22 protein-coding genes are annotated in these 24209 nt (G+C 47.1%); 3 read left to right on the forward strand and 19 right to left on the reverse strand.

The annotated features are described in order from the left end of the window. Positions 1-124: 124 nt before the first annotated feature. The 4 genes from lrgB to AC1DN5_RS09525 form a co-directional block, all read right to left on the reverse strand. On the reverse strand, positions 125-808 hold the full coding sequence (gene lrgB / locus AC1DN5_RS09510) for an antiholin-like protein LrgB (protein ID WP_049627150.1): 684 nt from the start codon (positions 806-808) through the stop codon (positions 125-127). A 12-nt stretch (positions 809-820) separates the two neighbouring features. Beyond that, on the reverse strand, positions 821-1261 hold the full coding sequence (lrgA, locus tag AC1DN5_RS09515) for an antiholin-like murein hydrolase modulator LrgA (RefSeq protein WP_016938627.1): 441 nt from the start codon (positions 1259-1261) through the stop codon (positions 821-823). Between the two features lie 131 nt (positions 1262-1392). After that, positions 1393-2127 (reverse strand): LytR/AlgR family response regulator transcription factor, encoded by a 735-nt coding sequence (locus tag AC1DN5_RS09520; protein ID WP_366969097.1) that lies wholly within the window; start codon positions 2125-2127, stop codon positions 1393-1395. Then, on the reverse strand, positions 2105-3886 hold the full coding sequence (locus AC1DN5_RS09525; RefSeq protein WP_366969096.1) for a sensor histidine kinase: 1782 nt from the start codon (positions 3884-3886) through the stop codon (positions 2105-2107). The genes AC1DN5_RS09520 and AC1DN5_RS09525 overlap by 23 nt, the downstream gene beginning before the upstream one ends. 187 nt (positions 3887-4073) lie before the next feature. On the opposite strand from AC1DN5_RS09525, the gene AC1DN5_RS09530 reads away from it, so the two are divergent. Next, entirely contained in the window at positions 4074-4868 is a 795-nt protein-coding gene (locus AC1DN5_RS09530) for an HAD family hydrolase (RefSeq protein WP_060964584.1), read from the forward strand. 44 nt (positions 4869-4912) lie between these two features. On the opposite strand, the gene thrS is transcribed toward AC1DN5_RS09530, so the two are convergent. From thrS to AC1DN5_RS09575, 9 genes are all read right to left on the reverse strand, one after another. Beyond that, positions 4913-6844, reverse strand: a complete 1932-nt coding sequence (thrS, locus tag AC1DN5_RS09535; RefSeq protein WP_366969095.1) for a threonine--tRNA ligase — start codon at positions 6842-6844, stop codon at positions 4913-4915. Positions 6845-7254: 410 nt separating this feature from the next. Continuing rightward, positions 7255-8085 (reverse strand): putative sporulation protein YtxC, encoded by an 831-nt coding sequence (ytxC, locus tag AC1DN5_RS09540; RefSeq protein ID WP_016938621.1) that lies wholly within the window; start codon positions 8083-8085, stop codon positions 7255-7257. Positions 8086-8150: 65 nt separating this feature from the next. Continuing rightward, positions 8151-8792 (reverse strand): TVP38/TMEM64 family protein, encoded by a 642-nt coding sequence (locus AC1DN5_RS09545; RefSeq protein WP_029575352.1) that lies wholly within the window; start codon positions 8790-8792, stop codon positions 8151-8153. A gap of 31 nt (positions 8793-8823) precedes the next feature. Then, positions 8824-9759, reverse strand: coding sequence for a primosomal protein DnaI (gene dnaI / locus AC1DN5_RS09550; protein WP_016938619.1), 936 nt, complete (start codon positions 9757-9759; stop codon positions 8824-8826). A 24-nt stretch (positions 9760-9783) separates the two neighbouring features. Then, a complete protein-coding gene (gene dnaB, locus AC1DN5_RS09555) occupies positions 9784-11196 on the reverse strand; it encodes a replicative helicase loading/DNA remodeling protein DnaB (RefSeq protein WP_047476918.1) in 1413 nt (470 codons plus the stop codon). A gap of 110 nt (positions 11197-11306) precedes the next feature. Then, positions 11307-11765 (reverse strand): transcriptional regulator NrdR, encoded by a 459-nt coding sequence (gene nrdR, locus AC1DN5_RS09560; RefSeq protein ID WP_003152473.1) that lies wholly within the window; start codon positions 11763-11765, stop codon positions 11307-11309. Between the two features lie 249 nt (positions 11766-12014). After that, on the reverse strand, positions 12015-12395 hold the full coding sequence (gene speD, locus AC1DN5_RS09565) for an adenosylmethionine decarboxylase (protein WP_003152471.1): 381 nt from the start codon (positions 12393-12395) through the stop codon (positions 12015-12017). Between the two features lie 238 nt (positions 12396-12633). Next, positions 12634-13656 carry a glyceraldehyde-3-phosphate dehydrogenase gene (locus AC1DN5_RS09570; RefSeq protein ID WP_045925223.1) on the reverse strand — a complete coding sequence of 341 codons (1023 nt, stop codon included), beginning with the start codon at positions 13654-13656 and terminating at the stop codon, positions 12634-12636. 207 nt (positions 13657-13863) lie between these two features. Then, positions 13864-14250, reverse strand: a complete 387-nt coding sequence (locus AC1DN5_RS09575) for a winged helix-turn-helix transcriptional regulator (protein ID WP_049627153.1) — start codon at positions 14248-14250, stop codon at positions 13864-13866. Between the two features lie 183 nt (positions 14251-14433). Between AC1DN5_RS09575 and AC1DN5_RS09580 the strand changes: the two genes are divergently transcribed. Together AC1DN5_RS09580 and AC1DN5_RS09585 are read left to right on the forward strand one after the other, a co-directional pair. After that, a complete protein-coding gene (locus tag AC1DN5_RS09580) occupies positions 14434-15633 on the forward strand; it encodes an MFS transporter (protein ID WP_366969094.1) in 1200 nt (399 codons plus the stop codon). A 58-nt stretch (positions 15634-15691) separates the two neighbouring features. After that, positions 15692-16534 (forward strand): aldo/keto reductase, encoded by an 843-nt coding sequence (locus AC1DN5_RS09585; protein WP_366969093.1) that lies wholly within the window; start codon positions 15692-15694, stop codon positions 16532-16534. Positions 16535-16572: 38 nt separating this feature from the next. Here the strand turns inward: AC1DN5_RS09585 and coaE are convergent, their stop codons facing one another. The 6 genes from coaE to AC1DN5_RS09615 form a co-directional block, all read right to left on the reverse strand. Next, positions 16573-17166, reverse strand: a complete 594-nt coding sequence (gene coaE / locus AC1DN5_RS09590; RefSeq protein ID WP_366969092.1) for a dephospho-CoA kinase — start codon at positions 17164-17166, stop codon at positions 16573-16575. Between the two features lie 15 nt (positions 17167-17181). Then, positions 17182-17814 carry a sporulation membrane protein YtaF gene (ytaF, locus tag AC1DN5_RS09595; protein WP_016938612.1) on the reverse strand — a complete coding sequence of 211 codons (633 nt, stop codon included), beginning with the start codon at positions 17812-17814 and terminating at the stop codon, positions 17182-17184. A gap of 136 nt (positions 17815-17950) precedes the next feature. After that, positions 17951-18781: a DNA-formamidopyrimidine glycosylase gene (gene mutM, locus AC1DN5_RS09600; protein WP_016938611.1), complete on the reverse strand. Its 831-nt coding sequence runs from the start codon at positions 18779-18781 to the stop codon at positions 17951-17953. Between the two features lie 28 nt (positions 18782-18809). Continuing rightward, complete coding sequence (gene polA / locus AC1DN5_RS09605) at positions 18810-21449, reverse strand: DNA polymerase I (RefSeq protein WP_198698002.1); 2640 nt, start codon at positions 21447-21449, stop codon at positions 18810-18812. Between the two features lie 246 nt (positions 21450-21695). Next, positions 21696-23435: a two-component system histidine kinase PnpS gene (gene pnpS / locus AC1DN5_RS09610; RefSeq protein ID WP_366969091.1), complete on the reverse strand. Its 1740-nt coding sequence runs from the start codon at positions 23433-23435 to the stop codon at positions 21696-21698. Continuing rightward, positions 23428-24147 carry a response regulator transcription factor gene (locus AC1DN5_RS09615; RefSeq protein ID WP_016938608.1) on the reverse strand — a complete coding sequence of 240 codons (720 nt, stop codon included), beginning with the start codon at positions 24145-24147 and terminating at the stop codon, positions 23428-23430. Before AC1DN5_RS09615 ends, pnpS begins: the two co-directional genes overlap by 8 nt. Positions 24148-24209 lie beyond the last annotated feature (62 nt).

Below are 24209 nucleotides of genomic sequence, written 5' to 3' on the forward strand. Positions count from 1 at the left end.
TATCCGGATCAACTTTTTCATTTTAACACGGCACCGGGGGGAGCGCAAGGAAAAATGTGAAATTTCGTTCTTTGCCGTCCGCGGATGGGCCGGACAATAAAAAACCCGGGTGTATGATCCGGGTTTATCCACCAATGAGCTGAACGAATACCGGAATGACCAGCACCGTCACCACTCCTACGACGACAACCGCGATACTTGCCATTGCCGCTTCTACTTCTCCCATCTCAATACCGACCGCAACACCGAGTGCGTGTCCGGATGTGCCGAGAGCCAATCCTTTAGAGATCGGGTGTTTCACTTTAAACAGTTTTAAGAATAATGCCCCGAGAGCATAGACAATGACGGCGTTGAAAATGACGGCGAAAGCAGTGATGTCGGTGATGCCGCCGATCCCTTTTGACAACGGAAGGGCAATTGCCGTTGTCGCCGCCTGCGGAAGCATGCTTTTCATAACGGCCGCGTCAAGATGAATGCCTTTTGCGATCAGATAGACAATCGTGACTGAGCAGATAGAGCCGACAATGATAGACGACATGATCTGCCACCAGTATTTTTTCAGCTTGTCACGCTGTTTGTATAAAGGAATGGCAAAAGCAATCGTCGCAGGCTCCAGGAAGAACTTAATAATGTCTCCGCCGCTTTTATAATCTTCATATGAAAAACCGCCGAGCTTCAGAAAAAGAATGCCAAGCACCATCGCGACAAACAGCGGGGTGAAGAGGAAAAAGCCTTTCGTTTTTTTAAATAAATACGTGCCGATGCCAAAGGCCGCAAGTGAAACGACAATACCGAAATATGGACTCATCCGATTTCCCTCCTAATGCTGCACAAGTTCATTTTCTTGATTGGAACGGCGCACCGTTTGTTTATCAGCCGGAGCTGCCTTCTGACGTTTTTGGCTGACTGACAGAATCAGCTGAGAAAAAAGGCCCGTCGCCCCTAACAGAATGATGGTGGCGAGTAAGATGACGAGTGCGATCTGCACGCCGTACTGCTGCATGACGCCAAGTGAATTCATCACGGAGATGCCCGACGGGACAAATAAAAATCCGATCAGTGACGTTAATGATGTTCCCAGCGTTTCTACTTGTTCAAGTTTTATCACTTTCAGGCATAAAAGGACAAATAATAGCACCAAACCTACTACGGAAGCGGGTATAGGAATGGGGACAATCGCTGCAATCCCATTAGATATGAGCATAATGCCGGCAAAAATAAATGCTTGTGTCAGAAATCCGTACACTTTCTTCGCACTCATTTTCTTCACCTCTTTCTCTAAGTTAGGTCCATTATAAAAGAGAAACCGACTTATTAAGCGCTTTCATCACAAACCCGCAGAATATTCAATCTGAAATGCAAAAAACGGCTGCTGAAATGCAGAAAGCCGCCTCATATAATATGAAGCAGCTTTTTTAAGTCCTTAGCGTATGTACGGCTGACGGGAATTTTAGAGCCGTCTTTTAAGATCAGATTGTAGGTCGAATTAAACCATGGATGAATTTCCGTAATATGCTCCGTATTCACGATGAACGCGCGGTGCACTCTCAAGAAGCCCGTCTCAGGCAGCTTTTTCTCAATGACAGCCAAGGTTTCATGAACGGAATAAGACGCGGCAAACGTTTTGACGGAAACGTGCCCGTCCTCCATGCCCGCAAAAATAATATCTTTCGTATCTAAAATGACAATGGATTCGCCGGCTGATACCGCAAGCTTATGCGCTCCGGCTGCGGACGGCTGTTCTGAGACGGCTTCTGCCCTGTCCTGCTTCACTCTTTTAAACTTTCTGATTGTCTGGCGGACTCTTTCTTCATCAAAAGGCTTTGTTAAATAATCGAGCGCATCGACTTCAAAGGCCTTTAAAGCAAATTGGTCATACGCTGTCGCAAAAACGACAGCCGGCGGATTTTTCATGTTTTTCAGCCGCTTGGCAATGTCAAATCCGTTTTCTCCTGACAAATCAACATCCAAAAACAGCAGATCGGGTTTTTGATCCATCATGCTGTCAAAAGCGGATTCAATATTTTCCGCCTCGTTTATGTCATCTACTTCATTCGTCCGTTTCAGCAAATAAGCTAATTCATCCCTTGCCAGCATTTCATCATCAACGATTAACACCTTCAGCATGTTCTTCTCCTTTAGTCATCAGTTTCAAAGGCAGCTCAAATGATACGTCCGTACCTTTTTGGGGCTCACTTTCCAATCGCAGAGCGGCTTCAGGGCCGAACAGCCCGATCAGCCGCTGATTTAAATTGTAAAGTGCCGTTCCCGTTCCTTCTTTAGACGGCAGCGGACGGTTTCCGAGCACGGACAGCAATTCCGGATCAATTCCCCGTCCATTGTCCCCCACCCGCATTAAAACCGACGGGCCGGCGGATACCACGCTGACATTGACGGCACAGCTGTCCTGCTTTCTTGAAAATGCATGGCGGAGCGCATTTTCGACGAGGATCTGCAGCACAAAAGGAGGAATTTCGATGTCCTCCAAACCGTTTTCAATTTCAAGACTGATTTTATATTTCCCGGGAAAACGGGCCTGCTCCAATGACAAATATGCCTGCAGATGGTTCAGTTCTTTAGAAAGCGGGATGAGCAGCTGCCTTGCCCCCTGCAGGTTGGAACGGAAATAGACGCTGAGCTGCAGCAGAAGCTTTCGGGTTTTTTCCACATCCGTACGGCAAAGAGCAGAAATCGTATTGATTGCATTAAACAGAAAATGCGGATTGACCTGTGCCTGAAGCGCCTTTATTTCTGCATCTTTCAGCAATTTGCTCTGCAATTCCGCCTCGCCGAGTTCAAGCTGGGTGGAAAACAGCATGGCGAGCCCCTCTGCGAGCTCTTCTTCAACCCGGCTTAAACCTGACGGGCTTTTAAAGTACATTTTCAGCGTCCCGATTGTTTTGCCGTTTGACGTCAGCGGCAATACGATCGCCGCATGCAGCGGACAGGGATCGTGCGTGCATTCAATTTCTTCCTTTGATGTCGCTTTCATAATATGCCCCGTTTTAATGACGCGTTTTGACAATCCGGTGATCAGGCTTTCAGACGGAATATGATGGTCGGCACCCGCTCCGACGTGAGCTAAAATCTTTTCATTATCCGTAAGCGATACCGCGTCCGTTCCTGTTTGCCTGTGGATGATGGCAGCGACGCTTTTGCATGAGCTTTCATTCAGCCCCTGACGGAAAAACGGAAGCGTCTGGTCGGCAATCATCAGCACCCTGTGGGTCTCAAGAGCTCTTGCCCGTTCTTCCTTCCGGATCATCGATTGAATGATCGAAAGAAAAATAAAAGTCCCTGACCCGTTTACCAATATCATCGGGATGCCAATGATGCTCACTAGCGTCCAAGCGTCAGAAAACGGCTTGGCCATTAAAAGAATGAGCAGCATTTGCAATGATTCCATCCCGAGTCCGACCAGCGCGGCCACTCGCGGTGTCGGCATTGCATAGCGCTTTCTGAAATACCGCCCGATCCAGCCGGATAAAATCCCCGCTAAAACGGATGAGACGGCACAGCTGACTGCGGTCGCGCCGCCTAGTGATAAGCGATGCAGGCCCGACAGTATGCCGACACCGATCCCTACATACGGGCCGCCCAAGAGTCCGCCGATTTCAACACCCATAATCCGCGTGTTGGCAATTGAACCGGACGGATTAATTTGAAACACCCAGTCATTATTCATAATTGTATTCTGCTGAATTTCTATTCCCGTATAGTTGCTGATAATACTGAACAGCGAGAAAATTGAAATCAGCACCGCTTTTCCTTTATAGCTCTCAGGCTGCTGGAGCGCCTGTCTGAACAATCTGGTATGAGCCAGAACAAAGCCCAATATGACGATTATTCCGACTCTTTCCAGCATCATAATGATCAAATGCAGCATGCTTTTTCACCTGTTCTTTCAAATTTTATTTTATCACGTTTTAACGCTTGAGACAGAATATGACACAAATCTGCCTGTTTTTTTCAAATCATCTGAAAACAAATCTTTCGCAGTCTATGTATCTATTGTAGAATAAACGGGAGCCTTGCGGCAGAGAGTTTCAGAATATAACAAAGAGGAGAAGATCATGAAAGCCGTATTTTTTGATTTGGACGATACACTGTTATGGGATGAAAAAAGCGTCAGAACAACATTCAGGGAAACATGTTTACAAGCGGAAAAAAAATATGGCCTTGACCCGCACACTTTTGAAGAAGCGGTTCGGAAAGCGGCACGGGAATTGTATATGTCATACGAAACCTATCCTTATACGGTCATGATCGGCATTAATCCGTTTGAAGGGTTGTGGGCGAATTTCTCCGAGCCGGTCAGCGAAGGATTTAAACAGCTGAATCAGATTGCGCCGGAATACAGACGAAACGCCTGGACGAACGGCTTAAAAAGTGTCGGCATAGACGATGCGGCTTACGGCGAATATTTGGCGGAGTTTTTCGCGGCGGAACGCAGACAGCGCCCGTATGTATATGATGAAACATTTGCGGTGCTTGATAAGCTGAAAGGTGTTTATGAACTGCTTCTGCTGACAAACGGCGATCCCAGCCTGCAAAAAGAAAAACTTGCCGGCGTTCCTGAGCTTGCGCCTTATTTTAATGAAATCGTCATCTCAGGCGCTTTCGGAAAAGGGAAACCCGACGCCTCTATATTTGAACATTGCCTCAGCCTCCTGAAGCTGAAAAAAGAAGATGCCATAATGGTCGGAGATAATCTCAACACTGATATTTTGGGAGCGAAACGGGCAGGCATCACGACGGTGTGGGTAAACCGGACGAATAAGAAAAATGAAACAGACATTACGCCTGATTATGTGATCAGCGATCTTCACGAGCTGTTTGCGATTATAGAGAAGCAGAAACAAAAATAAAAAAAACCCCCATTCATTCAGAATGGGGGCTTTTGTGTGTCTGGTTATTTTTTCGCTTCGGCTACAGCCTTTTTCACAAAATCGTCCAATGAAACGGTTTCGGATTTCTGCTCGCCGTATTTCCGGACGTTTACCGCGCCGTTTTCAGCTTCTTGGTCACCGACCACAAGCATGTACGGGATTTTTTGCATTTGCGCTTCACGGATTTTATAGCCGATTTTCTCGTCCCGGCTGTCAAGCTCGACACGCAGGCTTTCGCGCTGCAGGCGCTCCTGCACTTTTTTCGCGTAGTCAAGATGCACAGATGGTGATACAGGAATGACTTGGAACTGCACAGGCGCAAGCCATGTCGGAAGAGCGCCTTTGTGCTCTTCGATTAAGAAAGCAACAAAGCGTTCCATCGTTGACACGACGCCTCGGTGAATAACGACTGGACGGTGCTGTTTGCCGTCTTCCCCGACGTAAGTGAGATCAAAGCGTTCCGGAAGAAGGAAGTCAAGCTGCACGGTTGACAATGTCTCTTCTTTGCCGATCGCCGTTTTCACCTGCACGTCAAGCTTAGGGCCGTAAAATGCCGCTTCGCCTTCCGCTTCATAGTAATCATGGCCGATTTCATCCATTGCCGCCTTCAGCATGGATTGCGCTTTATTCCACATCTCATCATCATCAAAATATTTTTCCGTGTCTTCAGGATCCCGGTAAGACAGGCGGAATGTGTAATCACTCAGGCCGAAGTCTTCGTATACGTCTTGAATCAAGCGGACCGTGCGGATGAATTCTTCTTTAATCTGATCCGGGCGGACGAAAATGTGCGCGTCATTTAACGTCATGCCGCGTACGCGCTGAAGACCTGAAAGCGCTCCTGACATTTCATAGCGGTGCATCGTTCCGAGCTCGGCGATGCGGATCGGAAGCTCGCGGTAGCTGTGAATGTCCTGTTTGTAAATCATCATATGGTGAGGACAGTTCATCGGACGGAGCACAAGCGTTTCATTGTCCATTTCCATCGGCGGGAACATGCCGTCCTGATAATGTTCCCAGTGACCTGATGTTTCGTACAGGTCTTTGCTTCCGAGAACAGGCGTATAGACGTGTTCATAGCCGAGGCTCAGCTCTTTATCCACAATGTAGCGCTCAATCACGCGGCGGATGGTCGCGCCTTTCGGCAGCCAGAGCGGCAGGCCTTGTCCGACTTTTTGAGAGTTGGCGAACAATTTTAGTTCTTTGCCCAGTTTTCTGTGGTCGCGTTCTTTCGCTTCTTCAAGCATGCGCAAATGCTCTTTCAGGTCATCTTTTTTAAAGAAAGCCGTGCCGTAAATGCGCTGAAGCATTTGGTTTTTGCTGTCGCCGCGCCAGTATGCGCCTGCAAGGCTGAGCAGCTTAAATTCTTTAATTTTTCCTGTAGACGGCACGTGCACGCCGCGGCAGAGGTCAAAAAATTCACCCTGCTCATAAATGGAGACCGTTTCTCCTTCTGGGATGGCATCCAGCAGTTCAAGCTTCAGATTATCGCCGATTTCCGCAAACATGGCTTTTGCTTCCTCACGGCTCACTTCTTTTCGGATGATCGGCAGATTTTCACCGACGATGCGTTTCATTTCTTTTTCAATCTTCGGAAGATCATCCGGCGTCAGCGCCTGCTCCATTTCAACGTCATAATAGAACCCGTTTTCAATGACGGGGCCGACTCCGAATTTCACATCTTTATAAATGCGTTTAATCGCCTGAGCCAATAAATGCGCCGTGCTGTGACGCATGATATTCAGGCCTTCTTCTGTGCCTTCTGTAATAATTTCTACGGCACCGTCCTCTTGAATCGGCGTTCTTAAATCAATTTCCTGTCCGTTCAGTTTTCCGGCTAAAGACTTTTTCTTTAATCCCGGACTGATGGATGCCGCGATATCTTCTGTTGTTGTTCCTTTCGGAAATTCCTTTACCGCTCCGTCCGGAAATGTGATGTTGATCATATCTGACATCTTCGTCACTCCTTTTTTTATGCAAATCAAAAACCCCGCCCCCTATGAAAGGGACGAGGTTAAATAAACGGAATCGTGGTTCCACCCTTTTTTCCGCGCGGCCTGTTTTTTTCGGCGCCTGCGGCTCTAAACTCTGTAACGGGAGTTCCCGTCAGCTATTACTGGCGCTTATTCCGGCGTTCACAGCTGAAGTTCAAAGGCGGTAAAGACAATGATCCATAGCTGGAAAGCTTTCAGCCTGGGCTCTCCTCTCTTATAAAGCCGGTATCAATGCTTCATGTCCTTATCAATACGTGTAGCAATCATTAATCTGTTATGTATTATAAAATGTCTGTGAGAAAAATGCAACTCGGTTTTCCGTCTGATTTCGCACAGACAGCCCCGCTGCTGCCGCAAGGCCGTCTGTGCAGCTATCCTTCCGTCTTTTCCGCCGCAAACGCGCCTAACGGAAAAAGACGCACCCGCTCCTGAAACACGTTTTGAATCGTTCTGGACATCATATGCTCCGGTTTGTCCGTATATAGTTCTACCGTCTCAGGCGCGATGGAGATCAGCGGCGCAAGCAGGTGGGAATCTATATACATCGGGTGCTCCCGCACAAACCGTCTGTCTATGTATTTTTTCTGTTCCCGTTCTGACACATAGCGCAGCTCCCACAGTGTAAAAGCCCGGTCATGTACGATATGGACTTTCTTCATCCGCGGCGGATTGGATGTCACGTAATCTCTCAAAGACTGGATAAAGTTTTGATATTCCTGTTCCATCCGGTATTCATCTATCGCAGCCTCGGTATATTCCCTGAGCCGCTCATAATACCTGCCGAGCCGGAACGTCTGAAACGAACGCACGGAAAAAACACCCGCATCAAGTGAAATCGTCCGGAGCGCTTCTGAAATAAACTGTGTGCGCGGCTCTTTCTTCGGCTCAAACGGATGATCATCAAGCTCTCCTTCCATAATGCTGTGTGCAAGCTGAAGGATTTGCTGCTGTTCATCCTGATCGGTGAAGCAGTATTCGTCTTCAATAAGCGAAAGCATATGCTCGTCTTCTTTACATTCTAAAAAAAATCTGACCAGGATCGGCTCAATAAAGCGCTGAACGCAAAAAGCCGATTCCGACCTTGCGATTCCGACTTTTTTTATGCCTTCACGGACAATAAAATGTCTCCGGTCGTCCGATTGCTGAATGAGATGTAAAAAAGCGGCGGTATCGTGGTCATCTTCAAAGATCACTTCAAGCATATTTGTCCCCCCTTACGGCATCTGTTACAAGTATATGGGGGATGTTTTTAAAATAGACGTAAAGGTTAGCTTTCACCGCCGAACAAATGGCGGACCTTCTTCTTAAAGATGAGGGGAAGCGATAAAAACACGATGTAAAGACAGATGACTCCGAGCATGTTCAGCACATTTCCGGACATAAAGCTCGCGCCAAGCACATTCAGAACGATCGTCCCCGGAATGATGCCCGCTGCGGTCGCCAAAAAATATGTCATCGGCCTGACTTTCGAAAGGCCCGCGGCATAGCTGATCACATCAAAATTCACAGGCAGAATGCGAAGGATAAAAATATAAAAGAAGCCATTGGTTTTCATCTGCTTTTGAATGGCTTCCATTTTTCCGTGACGGCTTTTTTCTTTAAAGGCAAACAGCCCGGCCGCAAAAAAAGACGCGGCCGCAGCGCCCATTGAGCCCGCCAGCGTATACACGGTGCCGAAAAACGGTCCGAACGCCAATCCTCCGGCGACGGAAACGATTGATACGGGAAACAGCACAAAAGGCCTGACGATGGAAATTCCGATAAACACAAGCGGCGCAAAGACACCGAACGATAACACCCAAAGACGGATCTCCTTAGGCGACAGATTCAGATATTTGCGGTTTGCCCACAGCAAAAGGCCGGCTCCCGCCGCAGCCGCAGCCCATGTGACAGCCTTCTTATTCCTCATTCCCTCAAATCCTTCCCTTTGGACGCCGGCATTATGGACGGCGGCGGTTTTCCCCGTCAAGACGGACAGGCGAAGCCAAATATAAAATCCGCTCCATCAATCTTGCCGCTTTTACCTCTTCCTTTTCTCCCCTCTGTGAATACGTAAAATGATGCTTCAGCTCGTCAGGTGAAAAATTGGACGAGAAAAACGTGGGAAGCTGCTGGCTCATTCTGTGCTGAAGCACGGTGCCGATGACCTCATCCCTGACCCAGCTTGTCATTGACTCCGCTCCGATGTCATCAAGCATCAGGACGGGCGTCGTTTTGACCATATTCAGTTTCTCCTCCAGCGACTGATCCTGGAGCGAGTTTTTCAGCTCTCTGACAAATTCGGGAACATATACGATCATTGATGAATACTCTTTTTCCGCCAGTTCATTAGCAATGGCGGCTAGAATAAATGTCTTTCCGATTCCGAATTTTCCGTACAGGTACAGCCCCTTGCCTTTGCCCGTTTCATTATAGCTTTTCAGAAAATCCGTCACATGCTGGAAGATGCCGAGTCTGCTCGGATCTGTAATGTCGATCTGCTGAAACGTCGCGCCGAGAAGATCCCGCTGGATATACATGCTCTTCATCAGGGACTTTTGTCTTTTCTGGCGGTCGAGCTTTCTCTTTTCCGGACATTCGTAATATTCAATATCAATAGAACGTCCGTTGATCACAAGCTTCGGATGATAGCCTTCAAGCAGGCTGTTCGTCTCGTTGTCTTTTGAACAGAAGGCGCACTGCTTGCTTTGCTGAACGTATTCGTACAGTTTATTTAACCCTCTGTCAATCATGCTTTGATTAATTGCATCTTTCTGTTCCTTCAAAAAAGCCTGGACGTCTTTGTCGGCCATGACTTGCTGCTGCATTCGTTCCAGGCGTTTTTGAAAGTCAGGTCTCTTCGTCACGCCTTCTAAGGATCGGCTGATCGGTTCCATTCAGTATCACCCCGCTTCTCTGTCTCAGTAGGCAGAGTATTTTTTCAGTTTTTTCATTTCTTCCATCATTTTTTTCTTCTGTTCTTCGAGATCCTCCGCGGAAAGAGCCGGCTGCTGTTCAGGCTTCTTCCCGGTTTCTTCTTCTTTCATCCAATCAGGGCGCTTTTCTTCCCGGACGGTTTTTTTGCCGCGCGCCGCGCCGTTTGTTTTGCCGTCCGCCCAATCAAGATACTGCCTGTGCTCTTCTATTGCGAGCTTCATTGCTTCCCGGACCGTTTTTACTTTCTTTCTGGCCCAGTGAGCGGCGATTTTTTGAATATAGTTTTTGGACAGCTTCATATCCGTTTTCAGCATGACATAATAAATCAGCACATTGGTGACACCGGGCTCAAGCTTCTGTTCGAACATAATATCAGCGATAATCTGCAAGTCTGCTTTGGACGGCTCGGTCCCGTCCGCAATGTCCTGAAGAAGCTTTCTCGGTGATATGGTCTCAAGCTGTGCAATGAGTTCGGCATTCAATGAATCGTCCTTTTCCGTCTTGTTTTCCCGCAGACGGACAGGCTGTGTTTTATCAATCAGTTCCGGAAGCTTCCCGCTTCTTTCAATTTGGTACCAGTCGCTGGCCGCTTTCCTCAGCGCTTCGGCCGTTATCGTATCCTGTTCATTAATTGCGGTCATGACGACGTGCTGCATGGAGATAGGATCTATTCCGTATAAATATGAAAGCTTTTTAATGCTCTCCCGCACGTCCTGCGTGATTGATTTGCGCGGTATCATCGTTTCTGACAGTCCCGCCATGAAAAGCTCAAAATCAAACACTTCCTCCGTCACCGTATAGGAAGGCGCTTGTCCGACAGACGCCGTCTCATAGTCCTCGGGGAGCTTCATCGCTTCTTCCATATCCGGCGTCATTTTCCATTCGCTCGGCTGAAAAGAGGCAAAGGCGTGATTAAACGGACGCGTAATTTCCCTTGCGTCCGCACCGACGGAAGGATGCGTGTAAAATTGTCTCAGCTGTTGGTATTTCGTTTTACCGACTCTGTTATAAAGAAAGACATTCAGCATGCCGTCTTCAAAAAAATCATTCGGTCTGAGCGGGGGCAGCAGCTCATAAATAAACATCCGTTCCTTTTGCTCGGACTCCCGGATATACACTTTCAGCAGCCCGATTCCTTCAAGCTTTCCCTGTTCATGATGAATCTTTTTTAGATTTGCCTGCATCATGCCCATCAGCTGTCTGTGCGTGGATTCAGCTCCCCACAAACGGTTCTGCTCAAGCTCCCCCCATAAAGTCATATACAGAGAGAATGCAAATGAACCGATCAGCGGCTGGTACAGATGTGTCAAAACCTGTCTGTCGACATCCTGAAGAAGCGAACGGCTTTTGACCGTATAAGGATCTACAGGCAATACGTCATTCCAATAGTCAGCCATGATTCTCAAACCTTCCGATATGTTTCTACTCTCATTTTACACCGTTTCCGTCATCTATCAAATGCCAATTTTGCTCATGAGAAAAGAGCCAGACATCATCTCTTAGCTCTTTAGCGCTCTTTCTTTATTAAATCTTTCAATTCATCAATAAACACGTTTATATCTTTAAACTGCCGGTAGACCGAGGCAAAGCGGACATAAGACACCTCATCTATTTTCGCCAGCCGGTCCATCACCATTTCTCCGACAAGTTCGCTTTTGACTTCAGATACGCCTTGATTTCGCAGCTCTTTTTCAATGTCAAAGCACATGTCTTCAAGTGTTTTTAAAGGAACGGGCCTTTTTTCACAGGCTTTAATTAATCCGCGCAGCATTTTTTCACGGCTGAATTCTTCCCGGACGCCTTCTTTTTTCACGACGATCAGAGGCATCTCTTCAAACTTCTCAAATGTAGTGAAGCGGTAATGGCAGGCTTCGCACTCCCGCCTTCTGCGGATTGATTTCCCTTCGTCCGCAGGCCGTGAATCAAGTACGCGGGAACCGTTATGCTGGCATGAAGGACATTTCAATTGGATCAGCTCCCATCTGTTTCATTGCTGTAATGCGGTTCGCAAGCTTCCGGTAAATGCCCGCCAACGTATCTAGGATGAGCCTATTGTGTTGGGAGAGCCGATAGACCGGCCTTATCTTCTTCTATTTTACAAAAAAATTGCTTAAAGAAAAAGCAATGCTGTTTTTTTACATAAGAAAAGGAGCATCAGCTTCAAAGCGCGTAATGGCTTTTTCAGCTTAGCTCCCTTGTGTTTGCGTTTTGAAAATTACAGAACTTTCGCTTGTGCCTGTTTAATCTGTACAGGCCCCATTCCTCTCGGTATTTCAATGTTTTCTCTTGTATCTGCATGTAATGCGTCCGCAATGTAATCAGCAGCCACATTAGGATCCAGGTCTCCACAAGTATAAACATCAATGCTTGCATATCCGTGTTCAGGAAAACTGTGAATCGTTAAATGTGACTCAGAGATAATAACGACTCCGCTTACGCCTTGCGGTGCAAATTTGTGAAATGCGACCTCGCGCACTTCAGCTCCTGATTTCAAAGCAGCATTTACAAACGTTTTTTCAATAAAATCCATGTCATTGAGCTTATCAAAATCGCATCCCCACAGCTCGGAGATGACGTGACGCCCCATTGTTTCCATAATCATGGACCCCCCTTAACAAGAATTAAAAAAGTGAATTTCCGAGAACTGACCCGGCCATTTACCACGGGGGAAAGTTAGTCCGGAGAGGTCCTAACCCTTTAAGTAATTCCGAAGCAGTCACGAGCAAGAAGTTCACGAAAGATAGTATACTGTGTTTAAGTTTATTTTGCAAGGAGTGTTTTTTTGCAAATATGCCGTTAAGGGTTTTTTCTAACAAATGTCCATGATCTTTATTCTACACAGCTGACGGGTGTTTCATTCGCGCGGCGACGTGGCGGATAAGATCAACGACCCGGCAGGAATATCCCCATTCATTGTCATACCAGGCGAGCACCTTTACTTTCCGGTCTTCCATCACCATTGTCGTCAGCCCGTCAATGATCGCCGAGTGTGAATTCGTATTATAATCCGAAGAAACGAGTGGTTCATCCGAATAATCAAGTATTCCGTACATTGACGTCTTTGCGGCTCGTTGGAATGCGGCGTTCACTTGCTCGGCCGACACATCTGTTTTCAGGTCACAGACAAGGTCCACTAAGGACACGTTAGGAACGGGAACCCGCAGAGCCAGGCCGTGAAGTTTTCCTTTCAGATGAGGCAGCACGAGCGACAGCGCTTTAGCCGCGCCTGTAGAAGTCGGAATGATGGATTCTCCGCACGCTCTCGCCCTCCGCAGATCTTTATGCGGATTGTCGATATTTTTTTGGTCATTCGTGTAAGCGTGAACGGTCGTCATCAGGCCGCTCTCAATCCCGAATTCCTGATCAAGCACTTTGACGACCGGTGCAAGACAGTTTGTCGTGCAGGATGCATTTGAAATAATTACATGTTCATCCGGATTGAACTTTTCTTCATTCACTCCCATGACAATGGTAACGTCTTCATTTTTACCCGGAGCCGTTAAAATAACCTTTTTCGCCCCTGCTTCAATATGGCTCATCGCTTTTTCTTTTGAATTAAATTTTCCCGTTGCCTCTATAACGATGTCTATTCCGCACTCTTTCCACGGAAGCTCTCTCGGATCCCGCCGATTGAACAGCATAATATGTTTTCCGTTGACGATCAGACTGTCTTCGGCAGCTTCGACTTCTTGACCGTATTTGCCGTGAATTGTGTCATACTTTATCAAATGAGCAAGCGTTTCCGGGGGATAGCTTGCATTAATGGCTGTTATTTGAATTTGATCATCTTCCATTGCTTTTCTGAACACCATTCTTCCGATTCTTCCAAACCCGTTGATTGCTACTTTTACCTTCATGCTCAGGTCACCCCTTTTTAATATGCCACTCTAATTTAATTTTAATTATATATAGTATAACACATTAAAAGAAATCCGCCAGTACAACTTGATAAAAATCCGCCCTTATACCGATCAATATGTTGTTCAATCGGTTTTTTTGCATATAAAATGATCTTTTTTCCATAAAAAAAGCAGGATCAGCATCTCTGGCTGCCTGCTTTTTTCTTATATTTGTTCCGGATCTTTAAATTTGTCATTTAAAATGCTGTCCTCTAATACGGATGACACCTCGCCGTACCGTTTAGAAATATGCATCGCGCCCCAGTCGCACAGCGCGTTTAAAATTCTTTCCAGGCTGTGGCCGTATTCACTCAATTCGTATTCCACTTTCGGCGGCACCTGATTGTACACGATCCGGTTGATGACGCCGTCAGCTTCCAATTCCCGCAATTGCTGTGTCAGCATCTTTTGTGTAATGTCCGGCATAAGCCGCTTCAATTCGCTTGTCCGCTTTTTTCCGCGCATCAGGTGGCAGAGGATCACACACTTCCATTTTCCGCCGATCACTTCTAGCGTCGCCTCTACAGATATATTGTATTTTTTCTTCAGCAACGGTAATTCCTCCTCATCTATAGGAACTAAAAAGTGCCTATGGCACTTAAAAGTACGTTCTTTTCAATGACTCATCTATCGATCATAATGACATTTGCCGGCTGAAAAGGAATGTACTCTTATACTTATATCGTTTACCCGGCATCATTTCAACCATACATTATCGTTCAAGGAGGAAAACAGATGTCTTCACATCGCCAAAGCTATTTACCAGCACTGCTGGCATTAGCCGTCAGTGCTTTTGCGATCGGCACAACCGAATTTATCAGCGTCGGACTGCTGCCGCTTATATCTCATGATCTGCATATACCTGTGACAACGGCGGGACTTACCGTTTCCATGTATGCTCTGGGCGTGACATTCGGCGCGCCGGTTTTAACTTCTCTTACATCAGGCATGTCGCGGAAAACGCTGCTGCTCTGGGTAATGCTGATTTTTATCGCCGGAAATACACTTGCAGCGAGCGCTTCCTCAATCGGCGTCTTACTGGCAGCGCGGGTCATTTCTGCTTTTTCCCACGGCATTTTCATGTCAATCGGGGCAACAATCGCCGCCAATATCGTGCCTGAGCATAAAAGAGCAAGCGCGATTTCCATCATGTTCACAGGGCTGACGGTAGCTACAGTGACCGGTGTTCCGTTCGGGACTTATCTCGGCCAGCAATTCGGATGGAGAATCGCATTTGCCGTCATCGTCGCGGTAGGAATCATTGCATTTCTCACAAATGCGCTTCTCGTTCCGTCAAATTTGCGCAAAGGAACGAAAACCGCATTTTCCGAACAGATAAAACTCGTCAAAAACGGCCGGCTGCTGCTTTTATTTATTATTACAGCGTTAGGCTACGGCGGAACGTTTGTCGTGTTTACGTATTTATCTCCGCTTCTTCAGGAAGTAACAGGTTTTCAGAAAGAAACCGTCGCGGCCATCCTGCTTGTTTACGGAATTGCGATTGCTATCGGAAACATGATCGGCGGCCGGTTATCAAATCGGAATCCGCTGAGAGCATTGTTTTACATGTTCATTGTCCAGGCGGCTGTGCTGTTTATCTTGACTTTTACCGCGCCGTTTAAAACAGCCGGACTGATCACCATTATTTTTATGGGGCTGTTGGCGTTTATGAATGTGCCGGGGCTTCAAGTATATGTCGTGATGCTGAGTGAACGTTTTGCGCCAAGCGCCGTTGATACAGCATCAGCCTTAAACATCGCGGCATTTAATGCCGGAATCGCAATCGGTTCTTTTGCCGGCGGGATTATAACAGATTCAATCGGGATTATTCATACCGCTTGGATCGGGGCGTTAATGGTGCTCAGCGCGGTCGTGTTAACCGGATGGAGCAGAAAGCTTGAAAAGCGGGATCGCACTGTCCTTGAAAGGAGGTGAGTTTTTCTTCAGCGCATTTTAATTTTTTTAACAAACAAACAATAGGAGGAACATATACATGACAACACATTTACAAGCAAAAGCAACATTGCATAACGGAGTAGAGATGCCTTGGTTCGGCATCGGAGTTTTCAAAGTAGAGGAAGGCGCGGAACTCGTCAACGCGGTGAAAACGGCATTGGCGCACGGCTATCGCAGTGTTGATACCGCCGCGATTTACGGAAATGAAGAGGGTGTCGGCGAAGGCATCCGCCAAGGATTGCAAGAAGCGGGATTAAAGCGTGAAGACATTTTTGTCACGTCAAAAGTGTGGAATGCCGATTTAGGGTATGAAGAAACGTTAAAAGCGTTTGACACAAGTTTAGAAAAACTCGGTTTAGACTATTTAGATTTATATTTGATCCATTGGCCTGTCGAAGGAAAGTACATCGATGCGTGGCGGGCGCTCGAAACCCTCTACCGGGATGGACGCATTAAGGCGATCGGGGTCAGCAATTTCCAAATTCACCATCTGAAACATCTCATGAAAGAAACGGAAATCAAGCCGATGATTAACCAGGTGGAGTACCACCCCCGTCTGACTCAGAAAGAACTGCACGCTTTCTGCGCCGAACAAAATATTCAGCTTGAAGCATGGTCGCCATTGATGCAAGGCCAGCTGCTTGATCATCCCGTCTTACAGGAAATCGCTGAGAAATACGGCAAATCAGCCGCTCAAGTGATTTTGCGCTGGGATTTGCAAAACGGCGTCATCACCATTCCGAAATCAACTAAAAAACACCGTATTGAAGAAAATGCAAATGTCTTTGATTTCGAACTGTCAGCTGACGATATGAAGCGGATTGATGATCTGAACGAAAATCTCCGTGTCGGCCCGGATCCTGACAATTTTGATTTTTAACCAGAAAAACACCGTTCGGTTTTCCGAACGGTGTTTCTTTATGTCCAGCTGCTCAATATTTCCTCCAGCTGATGCTTCGTATATTCAAGACTGCCGCTGTTATCAATGACGGCGTCAGCTTTTTTTGTTTTGTCCGCTAAAGGCATTTGCGACGTTATCCGGCTCATCGCTTCTTCTTCTGTAAGTGAATTCCGCTTCATCAGCCGTTTGAGCTGAATGTCTGCCGGTACGGTGACGACGAGCACTTTGCCGACCAGATAGTCAAGCCCGCTTTCATACAAAAGCGGGATATCCAAAACGACGAACCGCTCTTTTCTCGCAACGGCTTCATCCCGCTGTTTCATCATTTCCGCACGCACTGCCGGATGAACGATCTGATTCAGGATAAGACGCTTCTGTTCGTCCGTAAAAACGATAGAACCGAGTTTTTTTCTGTCAATGCCGCCGTTTTCCTGCAGGATGTCTTTTCCGAACGCTTCAACGATCTGTCCGTAAGCCGGCATTCCTTTTTCCACCGCCTGCCTAGCGATGACATCCGCATCAATGACTGTTATTTTTTTGTCGATCAGCATGCGCGCTACCGTGCTTTTGCCGCTGGCGATGCCTCCCGTTAAACCGATGACCAAGCTCAAAAAGCCCACTCCTTCTTACATTTTCCAAATCCCGATGATAATCAGCAGGATCCCCGGCAAAAATGTCATTTTATCTATCCAATTCCACCTTGAAAGAAAATGCCCGGCGTTGATGCCGAATGACACAAACAGCGAGCTCATCACCCCGACGGTCACGCTCATCATAACCGGAGAAAAACCGAGAATGGCCGCTCCCATGCCTGCGCCAAAGGCGTCAATAGATAAGGCGATACCGAGCAGAAGCGCTTCGACTCCATTAATGGTTCCGGATTGATCAATATCAGCGCTGGTCGGCTTTTTCAAAATGTGAATCACGATGCCGAGCGATTTCACTTCAAGGTTTAGCAGCGTTTTTTCGTGTAATAAGTAATCCGGCTCTTTCGCCGGTTTAAAAAATTGATAGATGACCCATGCCCCGATTCCGATTAAGATCAGCCCGCCCAGTTTCTCCGTGACGGATACAGGGAAAATCTTTGTCAGAAAATGGCCGATCAGCATGGATATAAACATCACAGAGGCTGAACAGCAAGCGATCACGGCAATCGCTTTGAACGGGATTTTCATTTTTCTCAATCCATACGTAAACCCGACTGAAAAACTGTCCAAGCTGACAGCAAAAGCCAAAAGCAGCAAAGAAACAATCTCCATATCCGTTTCTCCCTTTCTCTTGATCGGCAATTGTGACATATGCCTATTGGGTGAATCACAATATATATATGGAGAAAGGTCATCATCTGTGTTAGAAAAAAGTCATTCTGCTGCCGCCTGCTTGAACAGCTTCAGTTTATGATTTTTTTTGGCATCGGGCGCAAAAATGCGTACCCCTTCCGCCGACTACGATTTTAGAAATCATCGTGCCGCACGTTTTGCACGGCTCATCCTTTTTGCCGTATACGTAATGTTTGAGCTGAAACATTCCGATTTCCCCTTGAGAATTGATATAAGACCGGACGGTGCTCCCGCCCGCGTCAATCGCTTCCTGAAGGGTGTCTTTAATTTCTGTATGAAGCGTTTTTATCTGTCCGTCAGACAGGCTGTTCGCTTTTGTCTCAGGGTGAATCCGCGCCCGGAATAAAGCTTCATCGACATAAATGTTGCCGAGGCCGACGACCGCTTTTTGATCGAGCAGGGCGGTTTTCACCGCGCGGTTCGTTTTTGCCAGCCGCTCTTTTAAATAGGCGGCGGTAAAGGCTTCATCATCTGGTTCGGGTCCGAGCTGTGAAAGCGGTAATGCATTCAGTTCCTCTCCCGGCGCAAATAAATGCATCGTGCCGAATTTCCGGACATCCCGGTAGCGGAGCTCTGTTCCGTCCGTCATGCGAAACACGACGTGAACATGTTTGTCGTCAGGCTCATCGGCCTGATAAAGACCGTATTTCCCCTCCATCCGGAGATGGGACACCATGACATAATGATCCAGATGGAAAAGCAAAAACTTTCCCCTTCTTCCGATGGATCGGATGGTTTCTCCTGCAATCTGCCGCGCGAATTCCTCCGGCTCGGCGGGTTTTTTGATGATATTCGGCCATCTGATGTCCGCCGATTCAATCGTTTTCCCCTTCACAAGACCGGTCAGAGTGCGCCGGACCGTTTCAACTTCTGGTAATTCCGGCACAATCATCACTTCCTTTTTCTCTGTTTATTTATTTTGCATCGTACCAAGACGGTCCTGAAGCATAATCCGCCTTTAACGGCACGTCTAATGCCAAAGCATGCTCCATCACTTCAGGAACCAGCTTCTCTAATATTTCAATTTCTTCCTTAGGCGCTTCAAAAATCAATTCATCGTGCACCTGAAGCAGCAGTCTTGCCTTCAGTTTTTTCTCCTTCAGCTCAGCTGCCATATCAATCATGGCTTTTTTAATAATATCAGCGGCGCTTCCCTGAATCGGCGTATTCATGGCCGTCCGTTCCGCAAAGCTCCGCAGGTTGAAGTTGCGGCTTGTCAGCTCGGGGATATAGCGGCGGCGCTGCATAAGAGTCGTCACATATCCTTTTTGTTTCGCTTCCTGCACCGATTCTTCCATATACGCCTTGACGCCCGGAAAGCTTTCCAAGTAGCGGTCAATAAAAGCGCCCGCTTCCTTCCGGGTAATGCCGAGGTTTTGAGACAGCCCGTAATCACTGATGCCGTAAACGATCCCGAAATTGACGGCCTTTGCCTGACGGCGCATCGCCTGTGTCACTTCATCCTCGCTGACATGAAACACATCCATTGCGGTTTTTGTGTGAATGTCCATATCATTCGTAAACGCCTCAATCAGATTTTCATCTTTTGAAATATGCGCAAGCACCCTTAATTCAATTTGTGAATAATCGGCGGCGAAAATAAGCCAGTCCGGTTCGGACGGTACGAAAGCCTGACGGATTTTCCGCCCTTCCTCCAGCCTGATCGGAATATTTTGCAGGTTCGGATCCGTTGAACTGAGGCGTCCGGTTTGAGTCAATGCCTGATTGAATCGCGTATGCACCTTATGAGAATCCTTGCGTGTGACTTTCAGCAGCCCTTCAATATAAGTTGATTGGAGTTTGCCTATTTGTCTATATTGCAGAATGTAGGCGACGATATCATGTTTGTCTGCGAGCTTCTCCAGCACATCGGCTGAAGTGGAATAGCCTGTTTTTGTTTTCTTTACTGGCGGCAGGCCGAGCTTTTCAAACAGAATGACGCCGAGCTGTTTTGGTGAATTGATGTTAAACGGTTCACCGGCGATGTCATGGATTTTTTCTTCATATTCTTTCAGCTTCGCCCCGAGCTCTTCGCCCATTCGCTTCAGTCTATCAACATCCACTTTGACGCCCAATGATTCCATTTCTCCGAGAATAAGCGCAAGCGGGAGTTCGAGATCTTCATATAATTCAAGCTGATTATTTTCTTCCAGCGCGTGCAGCAGCTTGTCCCGGAGGCTGTTAACGGCAGACGCTTTTCGCGCGAGATGATCGGCAAGCTCTTTTTCAGCCGGAACGGCGCGCTTTGCGCCTTTTCCGTAAACCGCTTCATCTTTCGAAACGATATTCAGGCCGTATTCTTTCGCTACGCTCGCGACATCGTCGTACGAATTGCCCGGGTTTATAATGTAGGCAGCAAGAAGCGCATCAAATTCCGTTCCCTTCAGCTCAATTCCCTGCCAGCGCAAAGCGACGACGGAGCGTTTGCTGTCAAACACCCACTTTTTCTTCGACTCATCTTCAGCCCAGGATTTAAACGCTTCGGACTGGATGGCGGTTTCTTTCGGAATATAATAAAGGCCTGTTTCATTCACGATGGAAAAGCCGAGTATCGGTTCTTCGTGATAGTTATCCCCGATTTGTTCGACGACTAAAGCGGACGGCGAAACGAGCATAGCTTCAGTGATTTCTTCGGCCGTTTCAACATTGATGTCCTCAAAATCTTCTTCCGCCGTTTCTCCGCTATCTTCACCGAGCCGCTCAAGCAGCGTGTTAAAGCCGAGGTCTTTAAAAATGGCAACGACTTGTTCACGGTCGAACCCTTGATAATCTAAATCGTCAAGCTTGACTTCAATCGGCGCATTTGTCATAATCGTCGCCAGCTCTTTGCTCATCAGGGCTTGTTCTTTATATTCTTCGAGCTTTTCTTTTAATTTTTTCCCGCTGACTTCATCAATTGAATCAAGCAGTTTCTCAACCGAATGGAACTGCTTCAAGAGTTTAATTGCCGTTTTTTCGCCGACGCCGGGAACGCCCGGGATGTTATCGGAGGAATCCCCCATTAATCCCTTCATATCAATGATTTGCAGCGGTGTCAGACCGTACTTTTCTTCGACGTGTTCCGGCGTGTAATCTTCCACGTCGGTAATGCCTTTTCTCGTAATAGCAACGGTCGTTTTCCCGGTTGCAAGCTGCGTTAAGTCTTTGTCTCCGGAAAATACCTTTACTTCAAAGCCGTCTTTCTCAGCAGATACGGCAAGCGTGCCGATAATATCATCCGCTTCGTATTCAGGAAGCTCATAGCGGCTGATGTTATAAGCATCGAGGAGCTCACGGATGAACGGCATCTGTTCAGAAAGCTCCGGCGGCGTTTTTTGCCTTCCGCCTTTATATTCTTTAAACGTGCTGTGGCGGAAAGTCGTTTTTCCCGCATCAAAAGCCACCAGCATGTGGGTCGGTTTTTCATCCTCCAGCATTTTCATTAAAATCATCGCAAACCCGTATACGGCATTTGTATGAATGCCTTTTTCATTGCTTAGAAGCGGTAATGCAAAAAACGCCCGGTACGCCAGACTGTTTCCGTCGACAAGCACTAATTTTTTTCGTTCCGTCATTCAATATCCTCCTAAGAGCAAAAGCTCGTCATTCCTCTGTTTTTTAATCTCACAGCTTCTCTTATTTTAACAAAGTTCAATTTGAAAGGAAAATGAGCGGACCCCGTGAAAACGCAAAAAAGGACGGGAACAAGAAAACACGTTCCCGCCGTCAAAATTGGCTCCTTGGATGAAGGGGTTCTGTTACATCCTAACAAGATAGGTTTAACAGGTCATGAAGAAATTGTTAATCCTTTGTAAAGCTGATCACGCTGCCGGCGGCCGCTTCAGCGTCACAGTGAACACAGTTCCCTGTCCCGGCTCGCTTGTGACTTCGATTTTGCCTTCATGGGCTTCTATTAAGTGCTTTACGATGGCAAGACCGAGCCCGGTTCCTCCCGAGTTGCGGCTTCTGTCTTTATCCACGCGGTAAAATCTCTCAAATATCCGCGGAATCTCTTCCTTCTGAATACCGATTCCCGTATCGGACACTTTGATATCAACAGCGGTTTCTTTCACATTTACCGAAATCGCCACCGTCCCTTTTTCAGGCGTGTAGGTTAAAGCGTTGTTCGCCAGATTCAGGAATACCTGCTTCAGCCTGTGCACATCACCCGTCACAAAAATCGGCTCCTCCGGAAGATCGAGCTGAAAACTGATGCCTTTTTCCTCAGCCTTATGCTGTAAAAGGGCTTCGATTTCATGGAGGATTTTTGCAGCGTCAAAGGATTCTACGCGCATCGTAAAGTTTTGCTGCTCCATTTTGGATAAATCCAATAAGTCCTGTACGAGGGATTGGAGCCGCTCACTTTCTTTCAGAATGATAGACAGAAAGTCTGAAAGCGCCTTTTCATCTTTCATCGCCCCGTCTAACAGCGTTTCCGTAAAGCCTTTAATCGAAGTGATCGGCGTTTTCAGTTCATGGGAAACATTGGCGACGAAGTCCTTCCTCATCTGCTCCAATTTTTTAATTTCCGTTATATCGTGAAAAACGAGAACAATGCCCTTCCATTCATCATCAGGACCCATGATCGGAACGCCGTCAACTTCAAAGTAGCGCCGCTCAATATTGATGGGAAGTCTCAGCAGCTGGCATTTTTTCGTCTCCGTCATAAAAATATCTTCGACGAGCCGAATGATTTCCTCATGCTCAAGCGCATCATGGTAAAGGCGGCGAAGCAGACGTTCAGGCTTTGTATGAAACTGCTTCGTGTACGATCGGTTCACGAGATTAATAAAACCTCTCCCGTCTATTAAAATCAAACCTGAACCGATATTTTCAATGACGGTTAACAGACGGTCGCGCTGCATATCCTGCGTTCTCGTCATTTCCATCAAATCGACCGCCAGACTGTTCATCGCACGCCCGAGACGGTCAGACCGCCTTGCGTAACCGCTGTAGGAGCGGGCGTCATAATTGCCTTTGGACAGCTCTGTCGCCACCTTCGTCGCGGCGTCGATTGATTTTTTGTAACGGGACGTCATGTTTGTATAAAAGAAAACGATAATGATAAAAGCGGTACAAAGACTTGCTGCCAGCATGCCCCACATTTCTCCGGTAATACTTGAACCGCCGCTGATTTCCGAGGAAACGAGCACATATCCCGCCGTTCGGCCGGCGTCATTTTTTACGGCGGCGCCGCGGATCACTTTGCTTCCCGCCTGTATGGCTGCCTCATTTTTATTGTGAGAAATGAACTCCTTTACGGCTGCATCATCAGCATGCCTGCCGGAATGATAAACGGCGTCACCCTTCTCATTGAGAACAGAGACGTTTATACCGAGGGTGCGGCCGGCGTCGCGGACCACCGTTTCATTGCTTTTATTGCCGATTCGGCCGGTGTCCAGAAGGCCCGCTATGTATACCGATTCCTTTTTCAGCTGATCCGCCGTTCTGTCTTTAGCGGCTGAAGAAATAAGCTGCTGTAAAAAAAGGCCGAGAACACTGAAAACCAATATGATACATACAACGAGTAAAGCGAACAGACGCACACGGACTTTATTCATTCATTTTTGGCTCCTCCAGTTTATACCCCAAACCTCTGATTGTTTTAATATAGATGGGTTTTTTGGTATTTGATTCGATTTTGTCGCGCAGATGGCTGATATGAACGTCAACAATCCGGGTGTCCCCGGCAAAATCATAGTTCCAGACCGCGCTCAGCAGAAGATCTCTCGTCAGCACTCTTCCCTTGTGTTTTCCCAAATACAGAAGCAGTTCAAATTCTTTAGGCGTCAATTCCAGCTGTTCTGACTTGAAGTACGCTTCGTAATGCTCCGGAAGAATTTTCAGCTCGCCGATAAGGATCTGCCCGTCCTTTTCCTCTTCTCTGCTTTGCGACAGCGAAGAAATGTCAGCCCTTCTTAAAATGGCTTTCACCCGCGCAGTCACTTCCCTCGGACTGAACGGCTTTGTCATGTAATCATCCGCTCCGAGCTCCAGTCCCAGCACCTTATCAAACTCTTCATCTTTTGCTGTCAGCATCAAGATCGGAACCATCATTTTCTGCTGTCTGAGCTGTTTACAGACGTCGATTCCGTCCACTTTCGGCAGCATGACATCCAGTACGATTAAATCCGGATTTTCCTTCTCTGCCTGCTCCAGAGCCTCTTCGCCGTCTGATGCGGTAATGACATCATAGCCGGACCGTTCCAGATTGTACTGTAAAAGAGTAACGATAGATTGTTCATCATCTACAACTAAAATTTTTTTGTTCATGCTGCGCCCTCCGCTGTCTATTTTCCCCGACATCCAATTTTCTCTATTTTATGTGCTGCATA

This window comes from Bacillus sp. 01N42_2 (genome assembly GCF_056399565.1).